This is a genomic window from Mycobacterium sp. NGS16 (genome assembly GCF_059813225.1).
Window position 1 is genome coordinate 628,028 of the sequence record NZ_JCALEE010000001.1, and the last position, 17,434, is coordinate 645,461.

Sequence of the window (17,434 nt, forward strand, 5' to 3'; positions counted from 1 at the left end):
TTACGTCCGCGCACCCAGAATCACCGCGCCGGCCACCGCACCGACGCCCACCCGCCGGGCCAGCCGCACCGCCCGCGGAATGTCGGCGGGAACCGGAGCCCGCCCGTGTCCCATCAGGGCACGGTCCTCACGGCGATTGCCGTAATAGTGGTTGACGCCGCCGAGCTGCAAGCCCAGCGCCCCGGCGAAAGCGGCCTCGACCACCCCGGCGTTGGGACTGGGGTGATGCCGGGCGTCGCGACGCCACGCCCGCAGCGCGCCAAGGGAATCCGGCCCCAAGGCGGCGGCCAGGACTCCGCTCAGCCGGGAGCCCGGCAGGCCCAGCACGTCATCCAGCCGGGCCGCCGCCCAGCCGAAGCGGCCGTAGCGAGGGTTGCGGTGGCCGATCATCGCGTCCAGGGTGTTGACGGCACGATGCGCCACCAGACCCGGAATCCCCGCCACTGCACCCCACACAAGGGATGCCACCACCGCATCGGAGGTGTTCTCCGCGACGGATTCGACGACAGCCCGGGCGATCTCGTCGGGTCCCAGCGCGGCGGTGTCACGCCCGACCAGGTTCCGCACCTGAACGCGCGCCCGGTCAAGGTCTCCGGCGGCCAGCAAGTCATGCACCGCGCACGCCTCCCGCTCCAGGGATCGCCCGCCGAGCACCGCCCAGGTCGCCAGGGCGGTCAGCGCGGTATGCGCCAACGGGTTTCGGGCGCAGCGTTCAGTGGCATAGGCCAGCCCGGTGACCCCTGCGAGCAGCACCAGAGTGTGGGCGACACCGCTGGCGCGGCTGTCGCGGTAGAGCCGCTGCTCCAACGCCAGCGCGCACGTCCCGAATCCGGCGACCGGGTGCCGTCGGCGCGGATCCGCCCAGGCGCGGTCGGCGGTGTAGCCGAGCAGCAACCCGAAAGCCCGGGCCGCCATCACCGCAGAATCCGGTCGAGGGCGGTCAGCAGCCGAGCCGTCACCTCCGGGGGGCGGGCCGCGATCCGCACCCAGCTGTCGTCGAGGCCCGGGAAGGTGTCGGCCCGCCGCACCGCGATACCGTTGTCCCGCAACGCCGCATGGACGCCTGCGCCCACACGGGCCAGCACATACGGGGCGACACCGGCGACGAACGGCACCCCGCGCTCGCTGAGTGCCGTGCCCAACTGATCCCGCCACTGCGCCAACCGGCCTGCCCGGCACTCGCTTTCGGCCAGCGCCCGCTCATCAGAGCAGGCCAGCATGGCGGCCAGCGCCGGCGCCGACACCGACCAGGGAATCTGCAGCCGCGCCGCATCGGCGATCAACGACGGATCGCCTACCAGATACCCCGCCCGCACCCCGGGAATCGACCAGTGCTTGGTCAGGCTGCGGCTCACCAGCAGACCCGGCTGTGGCGAACCAGCCAAACCTTCCGGCTCACCGGGAACAGCGTCCAGAAACGCCTCGTCAACCAGAACCACCCGCCCGGCCCGCATCAGCGAAAGCAACACCGAAGCCGGATGCAGCACCCCGGTCGGGTTGGTCGGGTTGCCGACGACGACGAGGTCCGCGTCGTCGGGCACCGCGGTGGGGTGCAGGGCGAAACCGTCGTCGGCCCGGCACAGCACGGTCTCGACGGTGTGGCCGGCGGCGATCAGCGCGGCGTGCGGCCCGGTGTACTGCGGGTGGACCACCACCGGCCGTCGCCACCGGCGCAGCCGGGCCACCAGATCAAAGGCCTCCGAGGCGCCCGCGGTGGGCAGCACTGCATCGGCGCCAACGCCATGCCGGGCGGCCAGGGCATCACGGGCGGCGGACGCATCCGGATAAGCCGAGGCGTCATCCAGCGAGGCGTGCAGGGCGGCCTCGAGCCAGTCCGGGCGCGGCCCGCCGACGACGTTCACCGCGAAATCCACCAGCCCGGGCCGCGCCTCGGTATCGCCGTGATGGTGCAGGTCCGGGCCGGTGAACTCATGCACGGCGTCGGCGAAACGCTGAGCCAGCCGCGGATACCCGGCCCAGTGGATATGCAGATACGACGCGTGCAGCCGCGGCCCGGCCACACCGTCCGGGCCGTCCGGCAGCTGCCAGGCGGGACTCACCGGCTCCTCGAAAGTGGCTCGGGTGCGGTGGAATTCATGCCCGGTGACCCGCAAGCCGGCCTCCGCGAGCAGCGAATCGGCCGGTGCGACGGCATCCCGGTAGCCCAGGGTCAGCCGCGGCGACATCTGCGCGGCCCCGGCCAGCGCCCCCACGCCGGGCGCCTCGCCGACACTGCGGCACAGGTAGGCCAACCCGCCGCATTCGGCGACGGTCGGCACCCCGGCGGCAATAGCCGCCCGCAGTGCACCCAACAGTGCGGTGTTGGCGGCAAGCTGTCCGGCGTACACCTCCGGGAACCCGCCGCCCAGGTAGATCCCCGCCGTCCCGGCCGGCAGGCGGGAGTCGGTGAGCGGGTCGAAGCAGACCACCTCGCAACCTGCGGCGCGCAGCAGTTCGAACGTCTCGGTGTAGCCGAACGTGAACGCTCGCCCGCCGGCGACCGCCACCACCGGACGCGCCGACGACGCGGCGCATACCTCGGCGGCCGGATCCCACGCGGTGCCAACCAGATCCGGTGCCTGGCGCGCCACGGCCGTCACCGCGTCGAGGTCGACATGCTGCTCGATCAGCTCGGCCAGCCTGGCCAGCATGGCACCGGACTCGTCGCGTTCGGCGGCCGGCACCAGCCCGAGATGCCGCGACGGGGTCTGCACACCCGCATCACGGGGCAGCACCCCGAGCAGCGGAATACCGCTCGGGCGCAAGGCAGCGACGACCTCGTCGGCGTGCCGGGCGCTGGCGGCCTGGTTGAGGATCACCCCGGCCACGTGCACCTCCGGGTCGAAACCAGCCAGCCCCGCCACCACCGCCGCGTGAGTGCGCGCGGCATGCGAGATGTCGACGACCAGCACCACCGGGGAGGCGGTCAGCGCCGCGACGTGGGCGGTGGAGGCCTCACCGTCAGAACCGAGTCGGCCGTCGAAAAGCCCCATCACGCCTTCGATTACGGCGATATCCGCGCCGGCGGCACCGTGCAGCAGCAGCGGCACGATCCGGTCCGCACCGACCAGCACCGGGTCCAGGTTGCGGGCCGGGCGCCCGGTGGCCAGCGCGTGATAGCCCGGATCGATGTAGTCCGGGCCGACCTTGTGCCCGCTGACCTGCAGGCCGCGCGCGGCCAGCGCCGCCATCAGCCCGACCGCCACGGTGGTCTTGCCGTGCCCGGATGCGGGCGCGGCGACAACGACGCGGGGGAGACTTACCATTCGATCCCGCGCTGGCCCTTCTGGCCGGCGTCCATCGGATGCTTGACCTTGGTCATCTCGGTGACCAGGTCGGCGATCTCGACCAGCCGCGGATGAGCGCGGCGGCCGGTGATGATCACATGCTGGTGGCCCGGCCGGTTGGCCAGGGTCGTCACCACGTCGTCGATGTCCACCCAGCCCCAGTTGATCGGGTAGGTGAACTCGTCGAGCACGTACAGGTCGTGGGTCTGCTCGGCGAGACGGCGTTTGATCTCGGTCCAGCCGGCCAGCGCGTCGCCGGCGTGGTCCTCGGTGCTGCCGGACTTGCGGCTCCACGACCAGCCCGAGCCCATCTTGTGCCACTGCACCGGGCCGCCCACACCGGTCTCGTCGTGCAGGGTGCCGAGCCGCTCCAGCACCGCCTGCTCGCCGACCCGCCATTTCGCGGACTTCACGAACTGGAACACCCCGATCCGAAAGCCCTGATTCCAACCGCGCAGCGCCATCCCGAACGCCGCGGTGGACTTGCCCTTGCCGTCGCCGGTGTGCACCATCAGCAGCGGCCGGTTGCGGCGCTGCCGGGTGGTCAGGTTGTCGTCGGGCACCGTCAGCGGTTGTCCTTGCGGCATCAGGCGGCTCCCTTTCCGGTGGCGTCCCGGACGATGTCGGCCAGCGCCTCGGCACTGAGCTGCGGCAGCGGAACGTATTCGGCCCGCAGATGCTCAGCCAGTGTGCGCGCCAACCCGAGCCGCATCCGGCCGCTCTCACAGTCCACGACGACCGTCGAAAAACCTTGGGCGGCAAGCGCAAGAGCGGCCTGGCGGGACCGTTCGACAGGGTTGATACCGGCGGTGGCCCGGCCGTCGGTGAGCACCACCAGCAGCGGACGGCAGGCCGGCTCGCGTAGCCGTTCGCGGCGGATCACCTCGGCGGCTTGCAGCAGCCCTTCCGCCAGCGGCGTGCGGCCACCGGCGGGCAACTGCTCGAGGCGCGCCGCGGCGATCTCCACCGACCCGGTCGCGGGCAGCGCCACCTCGGCATGCGTGTCGCGAAACGTCACCACCGCGACCCGGTCCCGGCGGCGGTAGGCGTCCAGCAGCAGGGACAGGATCGCGGTCTTGACATGCCGCATCCGCTCGGCGGCGGCCATCGACCCGGAGGTGTCGACTACGAACAGCACCAGGTTCGCCTCGCGGCCCTCCCGCACGGCGCGGCGAAGGTCGTTGGCCTGCAGCACCATCGGCCCACCCACCCGGCCGCGGCTGCCCTGATGCGGGGCGGCGGCCCGCACTGTCTCGAACAGGTGGAGCCCCCCGGTGGTGCCGGCGGCGGTGGCGCCCACGCGGCGCCCGGAGCTGGTGCGGGCCCGGCTGCGCCGTCCGGCGCGCCCGGCACCCACCCCGTCGACGGTGAAAAGCCGTGCCCGGTAAGGGGTATCTGCGCCGACGGTCGAGGTGCTGTCGGCTTTGTTCGGCGCCGGACCGTTCGGGCCGGCTGGGGCGGTGTGGCCGCCATCGGGTTCGGGGCCCTCGGGGTCCGGGTCGGGTTCAGGATCCTCCGGCGGCAGCAACTCGTCGAGTTCGGCCTCGTCGAAGCCGGGGGCGTCAAACGGCTTGCGCCGCCGGCGATGCGGCAGCGCCAACCGGGCGGCGACCCGCAGATCTTCGATGTTGACCGCGTCGCGGCCCTGCCATGCCGCATGGGCGACCGCGGTGCGGGCACAGACGATGTCGCCGCGCAGGCCGTCCACGTCGAACGCCGCGCAGATCTCGCCGATCTTGACCAGTGCGGCGTCGGTGAGCTGCACGTGCGAAAGCAACTGCTGCGCAGCACGGATCCGCGTGCGCAACCGTTCCTCGGCGGCGGCGTACCCCGCTGCGAAACCCTCCGGGTCGGCGTCGAAGGCCAGCCGGCGGCGTACCGCTTCGGCACGCACCGCCGGATCACGCGGCGCGGCGACCTCCACGGTCAACCCGAACCGATCCAGCAGTTGCGGGCGCAACTCGCCCTCCTCGGGATTCATCGTCCCGACGATCACGAAACGCGCCGCGTGGGTGACCGAGACGCCGTCGCGTTCGACCGTCAGTCGTCCCATGGCAGCCGCATCCAGCAGCAGGTCCACCAGGTGGTCGGCGAGCAGGTTGACCTCGTCGACGTAGAGGATGCCGCGGTTGGCCCGGGCCAGCAGGCCGGGCTCGAACTCCACTACGCCGGCGCCCAGCGCCCGCTCCAGGTGGATCGACCCCACCACCCGGTCCTCGGTGGCGCCGACCGGCAGCTCCACCAGCCGCACCGGGCGGGTCTGCACGGGGGCGTCGGCGGGGAACGGGCCGTCGGGGGAGAGCGGGTTGGCCTCGGCGGGATCGGAGGAGAACCGGTCGTCGGCGACCACGTCGATGGCGGGGAGCACCTGGGTCAGCGCCCGGACCAGCGTCGACTTGGCGGTGCCCTTCTCGCCGCGGATGAGCACCCCACCGATGCCGGGGGAGATCGCGCTCAGGACGAGCGCCAGCGCCATGTCGTCGAGGCCGCCCGGGGCGTCCGGGTCGCCGCCGAGGACGGCGGGGAAGGGGTAGAGCTGTTGCATTGAGGCTCCGCTCGTGATGCCGGTGTTGGCAACGCGAAGCCGGTATTCGGACTGACCGCGACGCACCGAAATGCGCCGCGGAACACCGTAGCGGGCCTGTGTCGGAGTCACACCGACTTCCCTGGCACTTCGCGCCGATACCCTAACACCAACCGAAAGGACACCCACAGATGACCGCACCCGAAGCAGACCTGACCGGATGGACCCCGGCACCGTTCACCGGTGGCGGTTTCACCCACGACGTGTACCGTAAGGGCGAGGGCCCCGGGGTGGTGCTGATCCCCGAGATCCCGGGTCTGCACCCCGGGGTGCTGGGTTTGGGAAATCACTTGATGGACAACGGATTCACCGTCGCCATTCCCTCCTTGTTCGGCGAGCCCGGTAAGGCGATCACGCCCGGCTACGCGCTGAGCACCATCGCGCGGGCCTGCGTGACGCGGGAGTTCGCCGCGTTCGCCACCGGCAAGCAGCGCCCGGTCACCCAGTTTCTGCGGGCGCTGGCCCGTGACCTCAACGAGACGACGCCGGGCAAGGGCGTCGGGGTGATCGGCCAGTGCTTCACCGGCGGTTTCGCGCTGGCCGCCGCGGTCGATGACGCCGTGCTGGCGCCGGTGCTCAGCCAGCCGTCGGTGCCGCTTCCGCTGACGTTGAAACAGCGCCGCGACCCGGGGCTCTCCGAGGTCGAGCTGGGTGTGGTCGCCGACCGCGCCGCCAACGACGGGCTGTGCGCGCTCGGCCTGCGGTTCAGTGAGGACAAGATGGCCCCGGGGGATCGCTTCGCGACGCTGAAGGCGCGGCTGGGCGACGCGTTCGAGGTGATCGAGATCGATTCGTCGCCGGGCAATCCGCATGGGCTGTCCCGGATGGCGCACTCGGTGCTCACCGACCAGGTCCGCGAAATCGACGGCCACCCGGCCTACGAGGCGCGCAAGCGCGTGGTGCAGTTCCTCACCGAGCGGTTGAGGTAACGGAGCGCACCTCGGTCCCGAGAGCTTGTCGATGTTTCCCATACAGCACCGTCGTAGGGCGGGCGGGGCTCGAACCCACGACCAACCGATGATGAATCCGGAATTAGTCCGTTAATGAATCAGCCCTCCACGCCAACATGGGGTGACGACAGAGTGTCGGTGCTCTTCACGGCCGGTGGGCAAGCATCGTGGGGACACGGCTGTGCCCGTCGATGAAGGTGCGGAGCGCGGGATCGAGAAAACCCGAAACGCCGAGCAGATCTGCGTACCGGCCTGCGATATCTTCGGACCAGACACGGTGATGATGGCCGATCCGATTGCGAAACTCACGGAGACGGCTTATCGGGTCATGGATGGTTCCCAGATTCCGGTTCGGGGCGTGAGGAAACGCCGACACGAGGTCCGGCCACAGAAACGTCTGCTTTTTAGACACCATCTGATGCCAGAATCCGAACGATAGCTCGGAGATAATCTGGCCGGAGTTCAGGCTCTTCCGGTTCCTCCGGACACGACGCTTGGCTTCATCGACGTCGACATAGGGTCGACGATGCCTTCCCAACCCACCCGCATCTCGCCCGAGTTCACAGGCGTCATCGAAGATCCAGTGCCCGCTGCGTCCGAGTTGCGTGTGCCGTTGGGACATGCGGCGGTCGACGGCGTTGCGAAATGCCACTTCGAAGTAGGCGAATGACTCCCAGAATGCGGCTGACACGGCGGTGTTCCAACGGTAGAGTTCCATCGCCCGCGATTTGTCACCACCCGTGAAGGCCAGGTAGTGGCCAAGACGTGCCGGACCGAAGTGGTGGTCGTAGAACGCCCAATTGCCCACGAAACCCTTCTATCTGTACTATCGAAGCCGAACACCCCGGAACCGTCCCTGTAGTCCTCCCCGGAGGGCCGATCAAACGGCCGGGGTTCTGTCTTTCCGGAGGTAGCCTCCGACTTTCCCCGCGGCGGCAATCGTGATGCCCCCGCGCGATCGGCATCTCTGTGTCACGGCACGGTGACTATCCCACATCGGGCCGGCTGTTGACCGGCATTCGGGCTGAGGCTAGGAGGACAAAGAACTGCCCAGGATCGTGGATCACCTCGTAGCGCACCTTCGAGGCACTGCGTATGGCCGGACCAACTCGGTAGAGACCGCCCCCGGCGGTACGGAATGTCGGACCATTGCCGTAAGAACTAGTCCATGAAGATTGTCTTCCTGCACGGTATCGGCGACGGCGACCCCAATAAGAGTTGGTTGCGGGGCCTCAACCAAGGACTACAAGCAGCTGGACATCTACCGATTGATGAACGGGACGTCATAGCGCCCTCATACGCGTCGATCCTGGCCACCAAGGGTATTTCGGCGAAGATACCCGACGTGACGTACCGACCCAAAGACGACCGGAAGAGTCGGCGGGAGTTTGAGCGTCGCCAGGCCGCGGTGCAGCGATTCATCCAGCGAGAAGACACCGCTGCGGGGTTCGGCTTCAACAAGTTCCCCAAGCCGTGGATGGACGTCGCCGTCGACCTCGGTGTTCAACGGCTCCGAATGATGGACCTCGACTACGTCGAGAATTACGTGAACAACGAGGGCGTCCGGGGCGCGGTTCTGCGGTGCATCCTCGATCAGCTCCCGGTGCGGAGGGAAATCATCCTCATCGGCCACAGCCTGGGCAGCGTGATCGCGATCGACCTGCTTGATCACCTGCCCGAGAAGCTACATGTACGCCGGTTCATCACCGCTGGCAGCCCAGCCAATAGCCCATCGCTCTACCGGGGCAGGGAACGGTTGTTGAAGAAGTTCCCGTACGCGCGGGTCGATGACTGGACGAACATCTTCAACCACCGCGACATCGTCACCAGCGGGCGAGGGCTGGCCTCGGTATTCCCGGGCGCACAGGACTTCGCGCTGAACGCGGCCGGGTTCCTCGTACATGGCGCGGAGGAATACCTCAGAGACCCAGTCGTCACCAAGCTCGTGGCCCAGGTTCTCTATCCGTCCAAGGAACCGGTTCCCGCAAGATACGACTTGGCGATCCGACTGAGTGACAAGGACCTGGCGACCCTGGTCAGGCTCCGGTTCGCTCACGCCGTCGGCAAGCACATCAAAGATGAGGAACGCAGGACCCGCTATATGGATGCCTTGAAGCTGATTCAGGATGACCTGGCCGCTCAAGCAGAACAGATAGCGCGGAACAGCGTTCCGCTGCCGTCAGAGTGGTACGACGTCATCGACGGAAAGGTTCCGCCGCTGCCGGAACGGTTCGACCTGCGTGATGTGGTCAGCATGCTGGTCTCCCTGGCGGCGACGAATTTCATCGAGCCGTATGAGATCGACACCGGCGATGCGCAGAAGGAGGCCATCGGTGACATGCTCCTGGCCCTGGGCATGCCGCGTAAGCACCGGGTGCAGATCATCAGCGCTCTAGAGGATGTTGAAGCTGCACTCAACCGCAGTGGCGGACTCCCTTGGGGCCGGATCGGAATCGCCGCTGCAGGACTGGCGCTACTGGCCGCCGGTCCGGTCGGCCTGGCCATGGCAGCCCCCGCATCGGCCTTCGGGGCTGCTGCGATCACCGGTGGGTTGGCGGCATTCGGCCCAGGGGGGATGATCGGCGGACTGGCCACCCTCGGTGGGCTCGCTGCCAGCGGTGCCGGCCTGGCAGCTGGGGCGGCATTCAACGACACCAGCCCGGAACGAGTGATGCTCAACGTCACCCAACTCACGCTCCGGGTTGCCGCCGCACGGGCCCATCAATTACTTCAGCTACCCGAGGACACCCAACTGTGGGGTCAGCTCACCCTCCTGGAGACCCAGATCGCCGCTGAACTCAACCGGCTCGAACCGTTCAGCGACCCTGGCTGCCCACGGATCAAACAGCTGCACGCCGCGTTGACTGTGATCCGAAAGCTGCTGCGGTTCCTCATCGATAAACGGCTCGGGCAAGCGACCGCCATCAACGGGGACGGGACTGAGATCCACAGTCACAGCAGTGAGCCTGCGGTGCTGCCCGGATAAGTTGGGTTCTTCTCCCGTTAGCATCGGTGCCGTGTTCGTACCGGATCGCATCACGGTCATCGGTATCGGCGCCGACGGGTGGGACGGGGTGACCGAGGCTGCGCGGGCGGCAATCATGGCCGCCGACGCCGTGGTCGGCGCGCCGCGGCAGCTGGCGATGCTGCCGGAATCAACCGGGCAGCAGCGGCACAGTTGGCCCTCACCGCTGCGCGCCGGGCTGCCCGCGCTGTTCGACGGCCTGGCCGGCCAACGGGTGGTCGCGCTGGCCTCCGGCGATCCCCTGCTGTCCGGTGTGGGCAACACCCTGATCGAGCTGTTCGGTACCGACAAGGTCACCGTGATCCCGGCCGTTTCCTCGGTGGCCCTGGCCCGGGCCCGGTTGGGCTGGCCGGCCGAGTCGGCGGCGGTCGTCCGGGCTGGCGATGTCCATGCGGTGCTGCGCGAGTTGGCGCCGGGCCGGCGGGTGCTGGTGCTCTCCGCCGATGAGACCATCCCCCGGCAGCTGGCGGCCCTACTCGTAGACCGTGGCTACGGGGCAAGCCGGATGGTGGTGCTCGGCGACCTGGGCGGGGCGGGCGAATCCACGCTGGACTCCACTGCGGCCACGTTCACCGGACCGGCCCCGCGGCTCAACATCGCCGCCCTGGAGCTGGCCGGTCCGCTGCTGACCGGCTGGGCGCCCGGCCTGCCCGATGACGCCTACGACCACGACGGGCAGCTCACCAAACGCGACCTGCGGGCCTCCGCGCTGGCACGCCTGGCCCCGGCGCCGGGACAGCTGCTGTGGGATGTCGGCGCGGGTGCCGGCTCGATCGGTATCGAGTGGATGCGCGCCCACCCGAGTTGCCGGGCCATCGCCATCGAAGCCAACTCGGCTAGGGCGCAGCGTATCTCGGGCAACGCGGCCAACCTCGGGGTGCCCGCGCTGCAGGTGGTATGCGCCGAGGCCCCGACGGCGCTGGCAGGGCTACCTACACCGGACGCCATCTTCATCGGGGGCGGGCTGAGCCGGCCCGGGGTGCTCGACGCCTGCCTGGTCGCGCTGCGGCCCGGCGGGCGACTGGTCGCCCACGCCGTCACGCTGGAAACCGAGGCGCAGCTGGCCCTGGCCTACGCCGAGCGCGGCGGCGAGCTGACCCGTATCCAGGTCGAACACGCTGCCCCGCTCGGTGCTTTGACCGGCTGGCGGCCCGCCCGCGCGGTCACCCAGTGGGCGCTAACCCTGCCCGCTTGACGACGAAGAACAGCCTGCCCGCCGAACGTGTAACCATTGCGAGTTTCCGCGAGATTTTTCGCAGTGGTTACACGTTCGGCGGGTCAGTGTCTTGCGACTAGAGTCCCCGGTCCCGCGCCGGGTCGTAGAGGTGGCTCTCCCCGGCACACGGGTCGGGCAGGTCGGCAACCGCTCGGCCCACCAGAATGACTGCGGCCGAACGCAATCCCGCCGCCTCGACGGCATCGGCGATGTCGGCGACGGTGCCGCGCAGCACCAGTTCGTCGGGCTGTGACGCGCGGTAGACCACCGCGACCGGGCAGTCCGCACCGTAGTCGGATTCCAGCTGGCTCATCAGTTCTCGGGTCCGGGTGATCGCCAGGTGCAGCACCAGGCTGGCCCCGGTCGCGGCGAACGCAGCCAGTGATTCGGACTCCGGCATCGCGGTGGAGGCGGCTTGCGCCCGGGTCAGCACCACCGACTGCGTCACCAGCGGCACCGTGAGCTCACGCCCGACCGCCGCGGCCGCTGCCGCATAGGCCGGCACTCCGGGCGTGATCTCCCACGGCACCCCGGCGGCATCGAGCCGGCGGGTCTGCTCGAAGACCGCGCTGTAGAGCGACGGATCACCCGACACCAGCCGCACCACCCGCCGGCCCGCCCGGGAGGCGGTGATCAGCCGGTTCACGATCGAGTCCAGGTCCAGATCGGCGGTGTCGACGAGTTCTGCTGTGCCGCAGCACTCTTCGAGTACCTGCGGATCCAGGTAGCTGCCCGGGTAGAGCACCACCTCGGCGTCGGCCAGCAGGCGTGTCGCCCGCACCGTCAGCAGATCCGCGGCGCCCGGTCCGGCGCCGACGAACCGCACCGTCACCGCACCCACCGCGGGGTCCATACCCGGCCCGACGACGCCACCCGCGTCGACGACGCCCCCACCAGGACAAGGCATTTCATGTCGATCGCGTCGGTGTCCAGCTCACCCAGCGTGGTGACCGTGAGCGCCTCGGACTCCCGGCCGACGTCGCGGCCGACCACCACCACGGTCTGCGGGGCGCGGTGCTCCAGCAGCACTTTGCGGGCCATCGCGATCTGGTCGGGTCTTGCCCGCGAGGCCGGGTTGTAGATCGCCAGCACCAGATCGGCCTGCGCGATCGCGGCCAGCCGCGCCTCGATCACCTCCCACGGCTTGAGCCGGTCCGACAGGCTCAGCACCGCGAAGTCGGCCCCGATCGGAGCGCCGGCCGCCGCGGCCACCGCCTGCACCGCCGACACGCCGGGCAGGACCCGCACCGAAACATGCTGGTATTGCTCATCGGAGGCCGCTTCGAACACGGCGGCGGCCATACCGAAGACCCCGGCGTCCCCGCCGGAGACCACCGCCACCTTCTCACCGCGGGCCGCCAGATCCAGCGCGAAGCGGGCCCGATCCAGCTCGACGGTGTTGCCCGAGGAGTGCCGCTGCAACCCGGCTCGCTGCGGGATCCGCGCGAGGTAGGGGCCATAGCCCACCACGTGGTCGACGGTGGCCAGTGCCGCGACCGCCTCGCCGGTCAGCCACTCGCCGGGCCCCGGGCCCAGCCCGATCACCAGCAACTCGGCCGGCTCGGCGACCGGCTCGACAACGGCCGGGACCGCATCGGCCGGCGTCCGGGACCGCTGCCCGTTGCGGGAATCCCCGTCGACCACGATCAGCGACAGATACGGCACCTCGTCGGCCTCGCCCATGGCGGCAACCGGCAGCCAGCGCTGTTGCGGATGGCTGGCCCGTTCGACGTAGTAGGCGTGCTCCAACCGGCCGGCGGCGGCCAGCGCGCGGCGCACGGCCGGGAAGGTGCGGCCCAGCTTCATGATGATCGCGCCGTCAGTGTCGGCCAGCCGCATCGCCAGCTCGTGCTCGGCCAGAGTGCCCGGCAGCACGGTCAGCACGTCGGTCTGGCGCACCAACGGCATCCCGAGTGCGGCGGTGGCGGCGCTGAACGCCGGCACGCCGGGGATGATCTCGGTGTCGAAGCGCGTCGACAGCCGGTCGTGCATGTACATGAACGAGCCGTAGAACAGCGGATCGCCCTCGGTCAGCAGCGCGACCGTGCGGCCCGCATCCAGGTGGGCGGCCAGCCGTGCCGCCGAGGCCTCGTAGAAGTCGGCGAGCGCTCCGGCGTAGCCGCCGGGGTGGTCGGTGACGCCGGTGGTGACCGGGTAGCGCAGCTCCTCCTCGAGAACGCCGGGACGGATCAGATCAGCGGCGATGGTGCGCGCATACGACGCCTTGTTGACCCCGGCGTGATAGGCCACCACGTCGGCGTCGGCGATGATCCGCGCGGCCTTGCGGGTGATCAGCTCCGGGTCACCGGGCCCGAGGCCCACCCCGTAGAACGTGCCGGTCATTCGGCATCCGAGGCGAGGGCGTTCAACGCCGAGGAGGTGATCGCCGAGCCGCCGCGCCGGCCGCGCACCGTCACGAACGGGATGTCGATGCCGTGCTCGGCGTGCAGTGCGGCCAACGCCTCCTTGGACTCGGCGGCGCCGATGAACCCCACCGGGCAGCCGACGATCACCGCGGGGCGCGGCCCCCCGTCGAGGATCAGCTCCAGCAGATGGAACAGCGCGGTGGGGGCGTTGCCGATCGCGACGACGGCACCGGCGAGCTCCGGCTCCCACAAGGAGACCGCCGCCGCCGAACGGGTGGTGCCCCACTTGCGGGCCAGCTCGGGCACCCGTTCGTCGCGCAGGTAGCAGCGCACCGCGTTGCCGGCGGGCAGCCGCCCGGCGGTCACCCCGACCGCCACCATCCGGGCATCGCAGAGGATCGGTGCGCCGGCGTCGAGGGCGGCGCGGCCGGCGGGCACCGCCTCGGGGTGGATCAGCAGTTCCTTGGCGACGTCGGTCTGCCCGGCGCCGTGGATCATCCGCACCGCGAGCCGCTCCGCACTCGCCGGGATATGCGACAGGTCGGACTCGCGGCGGATGGTGGCGAACGATTCGACGTAGATGGCCGGGCCGTCGTCGAGGTAGTCGTAGCGCTTGGTGGGTCTGTTCAAGCCAACTCCTACGCAGGGACGAAGATGCCGTGCCACGGGGTCACGACGAGCTCGGCGGCATCCAGCAGGGTGCGTCCGAATGCGGCTGTCAACACCCCGTCAGGCACCGGCACATGGGTGCCGCCAGGCACCGGACCGTAGGGTAGCGGACCCGACGGTCCGGGCAGGCGGGCGTCGGCCGTGACGGCAGGCGCAAGCGGGCCGGAAAGTTCCCGGATATGCCAGGGGGCGTCGGGTCCGTCGCCGCGGGCGGCCTGGAACGCCGCCGCCACCGCGGCCACCCGTTCGGCGGCGTCGGCGAGGTTGAGCACGGCGCCCCAGCTCTCCCCGACCCGCAGCTGTGCTTCGGTGTCGCTGAGCGCCACCAGGCCGGTGTCGGCGGTCCGGTCGATCAGGTCGCCGCGGCCGTCGTCGAGGACGAACAGGAAGCGTCCCGGCAACCGGGCCAGCCGCGAGTCGGCGCAGAGCAGCGCGTCGAGCCGCTCCGCCACCGGGCGTAGGTCGACGCGCCCGCCGGCATGTCCGGTCTGCGGGGAGACCAGGATGTTGCGGATCAGCTCGTGGCTGCGTGACGGTAGCAGCCCGGTGGCTTCGATGGCGGCCACGACAGCCGGATCGAGGCGCCCGTCGCGCCCGGGCAGGCCCCGCAGTTGCAGGTTGGCCCGGGTGGTCAGGTGAACGGAGCCGTCGGAGAACTCGGCGCTGGCGTCGAGCAGTCGCGCCAGCGAGGCCGCCGAAAGCCGGCCACCGACCAGCCGCAGCCGCGCCAGCAGCCCGTCCTCAGCCGGCCACGGGCGCAGCACGCCCGGGCACCGGTCGGCACGGGTGCGGTGGTTGGCGCTGGGAAGGGCTGACACTGCGGGCTACATGACCTCTCGGGCTCGCCGAAACCTTACCGCCCCCGCCCACCGCGGCCCGCCCCCCGCGGCCCCGCTGACCGAGAAAACCGCTGATTCCCGCCGGTTCAGCAGTACGCTCCAGCAGCGCCAAACAGGCCGCCGACCGGGTAACGCGGCGTGGCGACTCAAGCTGGCCGGTGTGGCTGCAATGCGCTGTCGACCGGACAGCAGAGGTGGCTCGACATGACTCAGGCCGTTATCGCCGAACCAGCCGTCGTCGAAGCCGGAGATCTGGTTCGGCACCATCCTCCACGGCGCCGCTTGGGAAGTGGTTGCGCCGAATGCGCCCGAGCGGATGTCGGTGGCGGACGGCTACGCCACCGTCGACTTCGGTCGCTGGCATTTCCACTTGCGCATCGGCAATCACATTGGGGCGACTGCCGATAGAAAATTTTCCGATCATCACGGGTTGTGCGGAATATGATCTGGGCTTAGCGTGACAACGAGGCCGCGGGCCGACAGTCAATGCGGGCGGCGACCCATTACCGAGGACCGCCTATGACCACAGCTTCCGAACGTGAAGAACGGCTGGCGCTGATTTCCAGGCTGACCCCGACCTTCCCGGGGGATCCGGAATGGCCGATGCCGGATGAGGTCCGGCCCGATCACTACTGGGCCTATCAGAAGACGTGCCACGACATCGGGGGCGAGCCGGCCCCGCCGGAGGCTTACGAGAACAAGGAAGAAGAGCACTGGGAGTTGATGACCTATGTGCTGTGCGAAGTCCTTGGCTGGCGCGGGATCTGGGTCTCCGAGGAACGCCGGCGCATCGGCAACGTCGACGTGGGACGGCCGATCTATCTCGGCCTGCCCTACTACGCCCGCTGGCTGTGGTCGGTAGGCCGGGTGCTGATCGCAAAGAAGCACATCAGCTGGGGCGAGCTGACCGATCGGCTGGCCGAAGTGCAAGAACGATACGCCGGCCAGCCGCCGGGGACCCACCTGGATGCCCAGCCGAAATTCCAGGGGGACGGCTCGAACGTCGTGCGCAACAAACACCATATCGAGGCGGTGGGGATCGGCGATCCGCAGAAGTTCGCCGGCCTCGCCGATCCGGCACGGTTCGCGCTCGGTGACCGGGTGCGGGTCCGCAACCTGCCCGCGATGTTCTACACCCGCACACCGGAGTACGTGCGGGGGGCTTGCGGCACGATCGCCGAAGTGGCCTACGAGAGTCCCGCCCCGGAGGATGAGACCTGGGATCGCGAGGACGCGAAGCCGGAATGGTTCTACATCGTGCGGTTCAAGCAATCCGAATTGTGGGATTGCTATACCGGGCCGGCCACCGACACTTTGCAGACCGAAATTCCCGAACGTTGGTTGGAGCCGGCCTAGCCATCACATTTCACCGAAGGTGCAGCCCATGTCCGAGCACGATCACGATCACGCCCGCACCGTCAAGCCGATGGTCGACGAGATCACCGACTTCGAAGTTCTTGAGATCGCCCTGCGCGAGCTGTGTATCGAAAAGGGCCTGTTCACCGCCGAGCAGCATCGCCATCTGACCGAATACGCCGAACAGATCGGTCCGACCCCCGCCGCTCGCCTGGTCGCCAAGGCCTGGCTGGACCCGGAGTTCAAAGCGCTGGCCTTGAACGACCCGATCGCCGCGTGCAAGCAGGTCGGTGTCGACTGGCTCGAACCCACCGGGTTCGGCACTCCCAGCGACTTCGTCGCTTTCAAGATTCTCGAGGACACGCCGACGGTCCACCACGTCATCTGCTGCGCCTTGTGCTCCTGCTACCCACGGCCGATCCTCGGTAACTCGCCCGAGTGGTACCGGACCCCCAATTACCGGCGCCGCATTGTGCGGTGGCCGCGCCAGGTGCTCTCCGAGTTCGGCCTCGAGCTGCCCGAGGGCGTCGAGGTGCGCGTCGAGGACTCCAACCAGAAACACCGGTTCATGGTGATGCCGATGCGGCCGGAGGGCACCGAAGGCTGGACCGAAGACCAACTGGTCGAGATCATCACCCGGGATTGCTTGATCGGGGTCGCCCTACCCAAACCCGGGGTGACCGCCAACGTCATCACCCGGACCCGGCCGGCCAACAACCCGATCAACAGCAGCGGCGCGGCATCGTGAACCCGATCGTGGACGGTTCCGCGCCGGACGGTTTGGTGGACGAGCAAATCGCAGTTCTCGCGGAGATCGCCGCAAGCAACCAGTCGTGGCCGGTCATGGCGGCCAAGTACGGGGTGGAAAACCCGCTGCCGCCGTGGAAGACCAGCCTCGACGGGCTCTGCGATGCGCTCGACGCCGCCTCGTGCCAATCCGGGGGCCGGGACTTTTCGTTCCAGGCTCGCCGTGACGAGGAGGACGTGTTGTCGGCGACCCGGTACCGGAGCGTGCCTTACCCGGAAAATCAGCTCCTGGCGCTGGCGCATTCGCTCGTTGCCCGCGGCGTGATCGACGAAACCGAGCTTCGGCAACGGCTTGCCGTGGTTCGCGCCCGGCTGGAAGCGCAGTAACGCGCCGC

16 protein-coding genes and 1 riboswitch are annotated in these 17,434 nt (G+C 69.5%); of the genes, 7 read left to right on the forward strand and 9 right to left on the reverse strand.

Annotated features, from left to right (window positions below):
• The 4 genes from AC5Y4Q_RS03060 to AC5Y4Q_RS03075 are packed head-to-tail and all read right to left on the reverse strand — an operon-like array spanning position 1 to position 5,832.
• Entirely contained in the window at positions 1-915 is a 915-nt protein-coding gene (locus tag AC5Y4Q_RS03060; protein WP_064922359.1) for a cobalamin biosynthesis protein, read from the reverse strand.
• Complete coding sequence (gene cobBC, locus AC5Y4Q_RS03065) at positions 915-3,266, reverse strand: bifunctional hydrogenobyrinic acid a,c-diamide synthase/histidinol phosphate aminotransferase CobBC (protein ID WP_065018951.1); 2,352 nt, start codon at positions 3,264-3,266, stop codon at positions 915-917. Before cobBC ends, AC5Y4Q_RS03060 begins: the two co-directional genes overlap by 1 nt.
• Positions 3,260-3,874, reverse strand: coding sequence for a cob(I)yrinic acid a,c-diamide adenosyltransferase (gene cobO, locus AC5Y4Q_RS03070; RefSeq protein ID WP_064922357.1), 615 nt, complete (start codon positions 3,872-3,874; stop codon positions 3,260-3,262). The genes cobBC and cobO overlap by 7 nt, the downstream gene beginning before the upstream one ends.
• On the reverse strand, positions 3,874-5,832 hold the full coding sequence (locus AC5Y4Q_RS03075; protein WP_064922356.1) for a magnesium chelatase subunit D family protein: 1,959 nt from the start codon (positions 5,830-5,832) through the stop codon (positions 3,874-3,876). The genes cobO and AC5Y4Q_RS03075 overlap by 1 nt, the downstream gene beginning before the upstream one ends.
• Positions 5,833-5,852: 20 nt before the next feature.
• A riboswitch (cobalamin riboswitch) is annotated at positions 5,853-5,979 on the reverse strand.
• A gap of 23 nt (positions 5,980-6,002) precedes the next feature.
• Between AC5Y4Q_RS03075 and AC5Y4Q_RS03080 the strand changes: the two genes are divergently transcribed.
• Complete coding sequence (locus AC5Y4Q_RS03080) at positions 6,003-6,800, forward strand: dienelactone hydrolase family protein (RefSeq protein WP_064922355.1); 798 nt, start codon at positions 6,003-6,005, stop codon at positions 6,798-6,800.
• 166 nt (positions 6,801-6,966) lie between these two features.
• On the opposite strand, the gene AC5Y4Q_RS03085 is transcribed toward AC5Y4Q_RS03080, so the two are convergent.
• A complete protein-coding gene (locus AC5Y4Q_RS03085; RefSeq protein ID WP_064922354.1) occupies positions 6,967-7,629 on the reverse strand; it encodes an Abi family protein in 663 nt (220 codons plus the stop codon).
• A gap of 360 nt (positions 7,630-7,989) precedes the next feature.
• On the opposite strand from AC5Y4Q_RS03085, the gene AC5Y4Q_RS03090 reads away from it, so the two are divergent.
• On the forward strand, positions 7,990-9,807 hold the full coding sequence (locus AC5Y4Q_RS03090; protein WP_125225481.1) for an alpha/beta hydrolase family protein: 1,818 nt from the start codon (positions 7,990-7,992) through the stop codon (positions 9,805-9,807).
• Between the two features lie 22 nt (positions 9,808-9,829).
• Positions 9,830-11,041 (forward strand): precorrin-6y C5,15-methyltransferase (decarboxylating) subunit CbiE, encoded by a 1,212-nt coding sequence (gene cbiE, locus AC5Y4Q_RS03095; protein ID WP_419179745.1) that lies wholly within the window; start codon positions 9,830-9,832, stop codon positions 11,039-11,041.
• A gap of 97 nt (positions 11,042-11,138) precedes the next feature.
• On the opposite strand, the gene cobM is transcribed toward cbiE, so the two are convergent.
• Genes cobM through AC5Y4Q_RS03115 form a run of 4 tightly spaced genes read right to left on the reverse strand, consistent with a single transcriptional unit; the run spans position 11,139 to position 14,915 of the window.
• Positions 11,139-11,915, reverse strand: a complete 777-nt coding sequence (gene cobM / locus AC5Y4Q_RS03100; protein ID WP_064922351.1) for a precorrin-4 C(11)-methyltransferase — start codon at positions 11,913-11,915, stop codon at positions 11,139-11,141.
• Positions 11,891-13,405 (reverse strand): precorrin-3B C(17)-methyltransferase, encoded by a 1,515-nt coding sequence (gene cobJ, locus AC5Y4Q_RS03105; protein ID WP_064922350.1) that lies wholly within the window; start codon positions 13,403-13,405, stop codon positions 11,891-11,893. The genes cobM and cobJ overlap by 25 nt, the downstream gene beginning before the upstream one ends.
• Entirely contained in the window at positions 13,402-14,058 is a 657-nt protein-coding gene (locus tag AC5Y4Q_RS03110; RefSeq protein ID WP_064922349.1) for a precorrin-8X methylmutase, read from the reverse strand. Before AC5Y4Q_RS03110 ends, cobJ begins: the two co-directional genes overlap by 4 nt.
• An 8-nt stretch (positions 14,059-14,066) precedes the next feature.
• A complete protein-coding gene (locus tag AC5Y4Q_RS03115; protein WP_064922348.1) occupies positions 14,067-14,915 on the reverse strand; it encodes a ferredoxin-like domain-containing protein in 849 nt (282 codons plus the stop codon).
• Between the two features lie 271 nt (positions 14,916-15,186).
• Between AC5Y4Q_RS03115 and AC5Y4Q_RS03120 the strand changes: the two genes are divergently transcribed.
• The 4 genes from AC5Y4Q_RS03120 (at position 15,187) to AC5Y4Q_RS03135 (ending at position 17,426) form a co-directional block, all read left to right on the forward strand.
• Positions 15,187-15,381: a DUF7676 family protein gene (locus AC5Y4Q_RS03120; protein WP_428844276.1), complete on the forward strand. Its 195-nt coding sequence runs from the start codon at positions 15,187-15,189 to the stop codon at positions 15,379-15,381.
• A gap of 74 nt (positions 15,382-15,455) precedes the next feature.
• A complete protein-coding gene (locus tag AC5Y4Q_RS03125; protein WP_064923238.1) occupies positions 15,456-16,292 on the forward strand; it encodes an SH3-like domain-containing protein in 837 nt (278 codons plus the stop codon).
• 28 nt (positions 16,293-16,320) lie between these two features.
• A complete protein-coding gene (gene scnC, locus AC5Y4Q_RS03130; RefSeq protein ID WP_064923240.1) occupies positions 16,321-17,040 on the forward strand; it encodes a thiocyanate hydrolase subunit gamma in 720 nt (239 codons plus the stop codon).
• Positions 17,041-17,135: 95 nt separating this feature from the next.
• Entirely contained in the window at positions 17,136-17,426 is a 291-nt protein-coding gene (locus AC5Y4Q_RS03135; RefSeq protein WP_109535726.1) for an SH3-like domain-containing protein, read from the forward strand.
• Positions 17,427-17,434 lie beyond the last annotated feature (8 nt).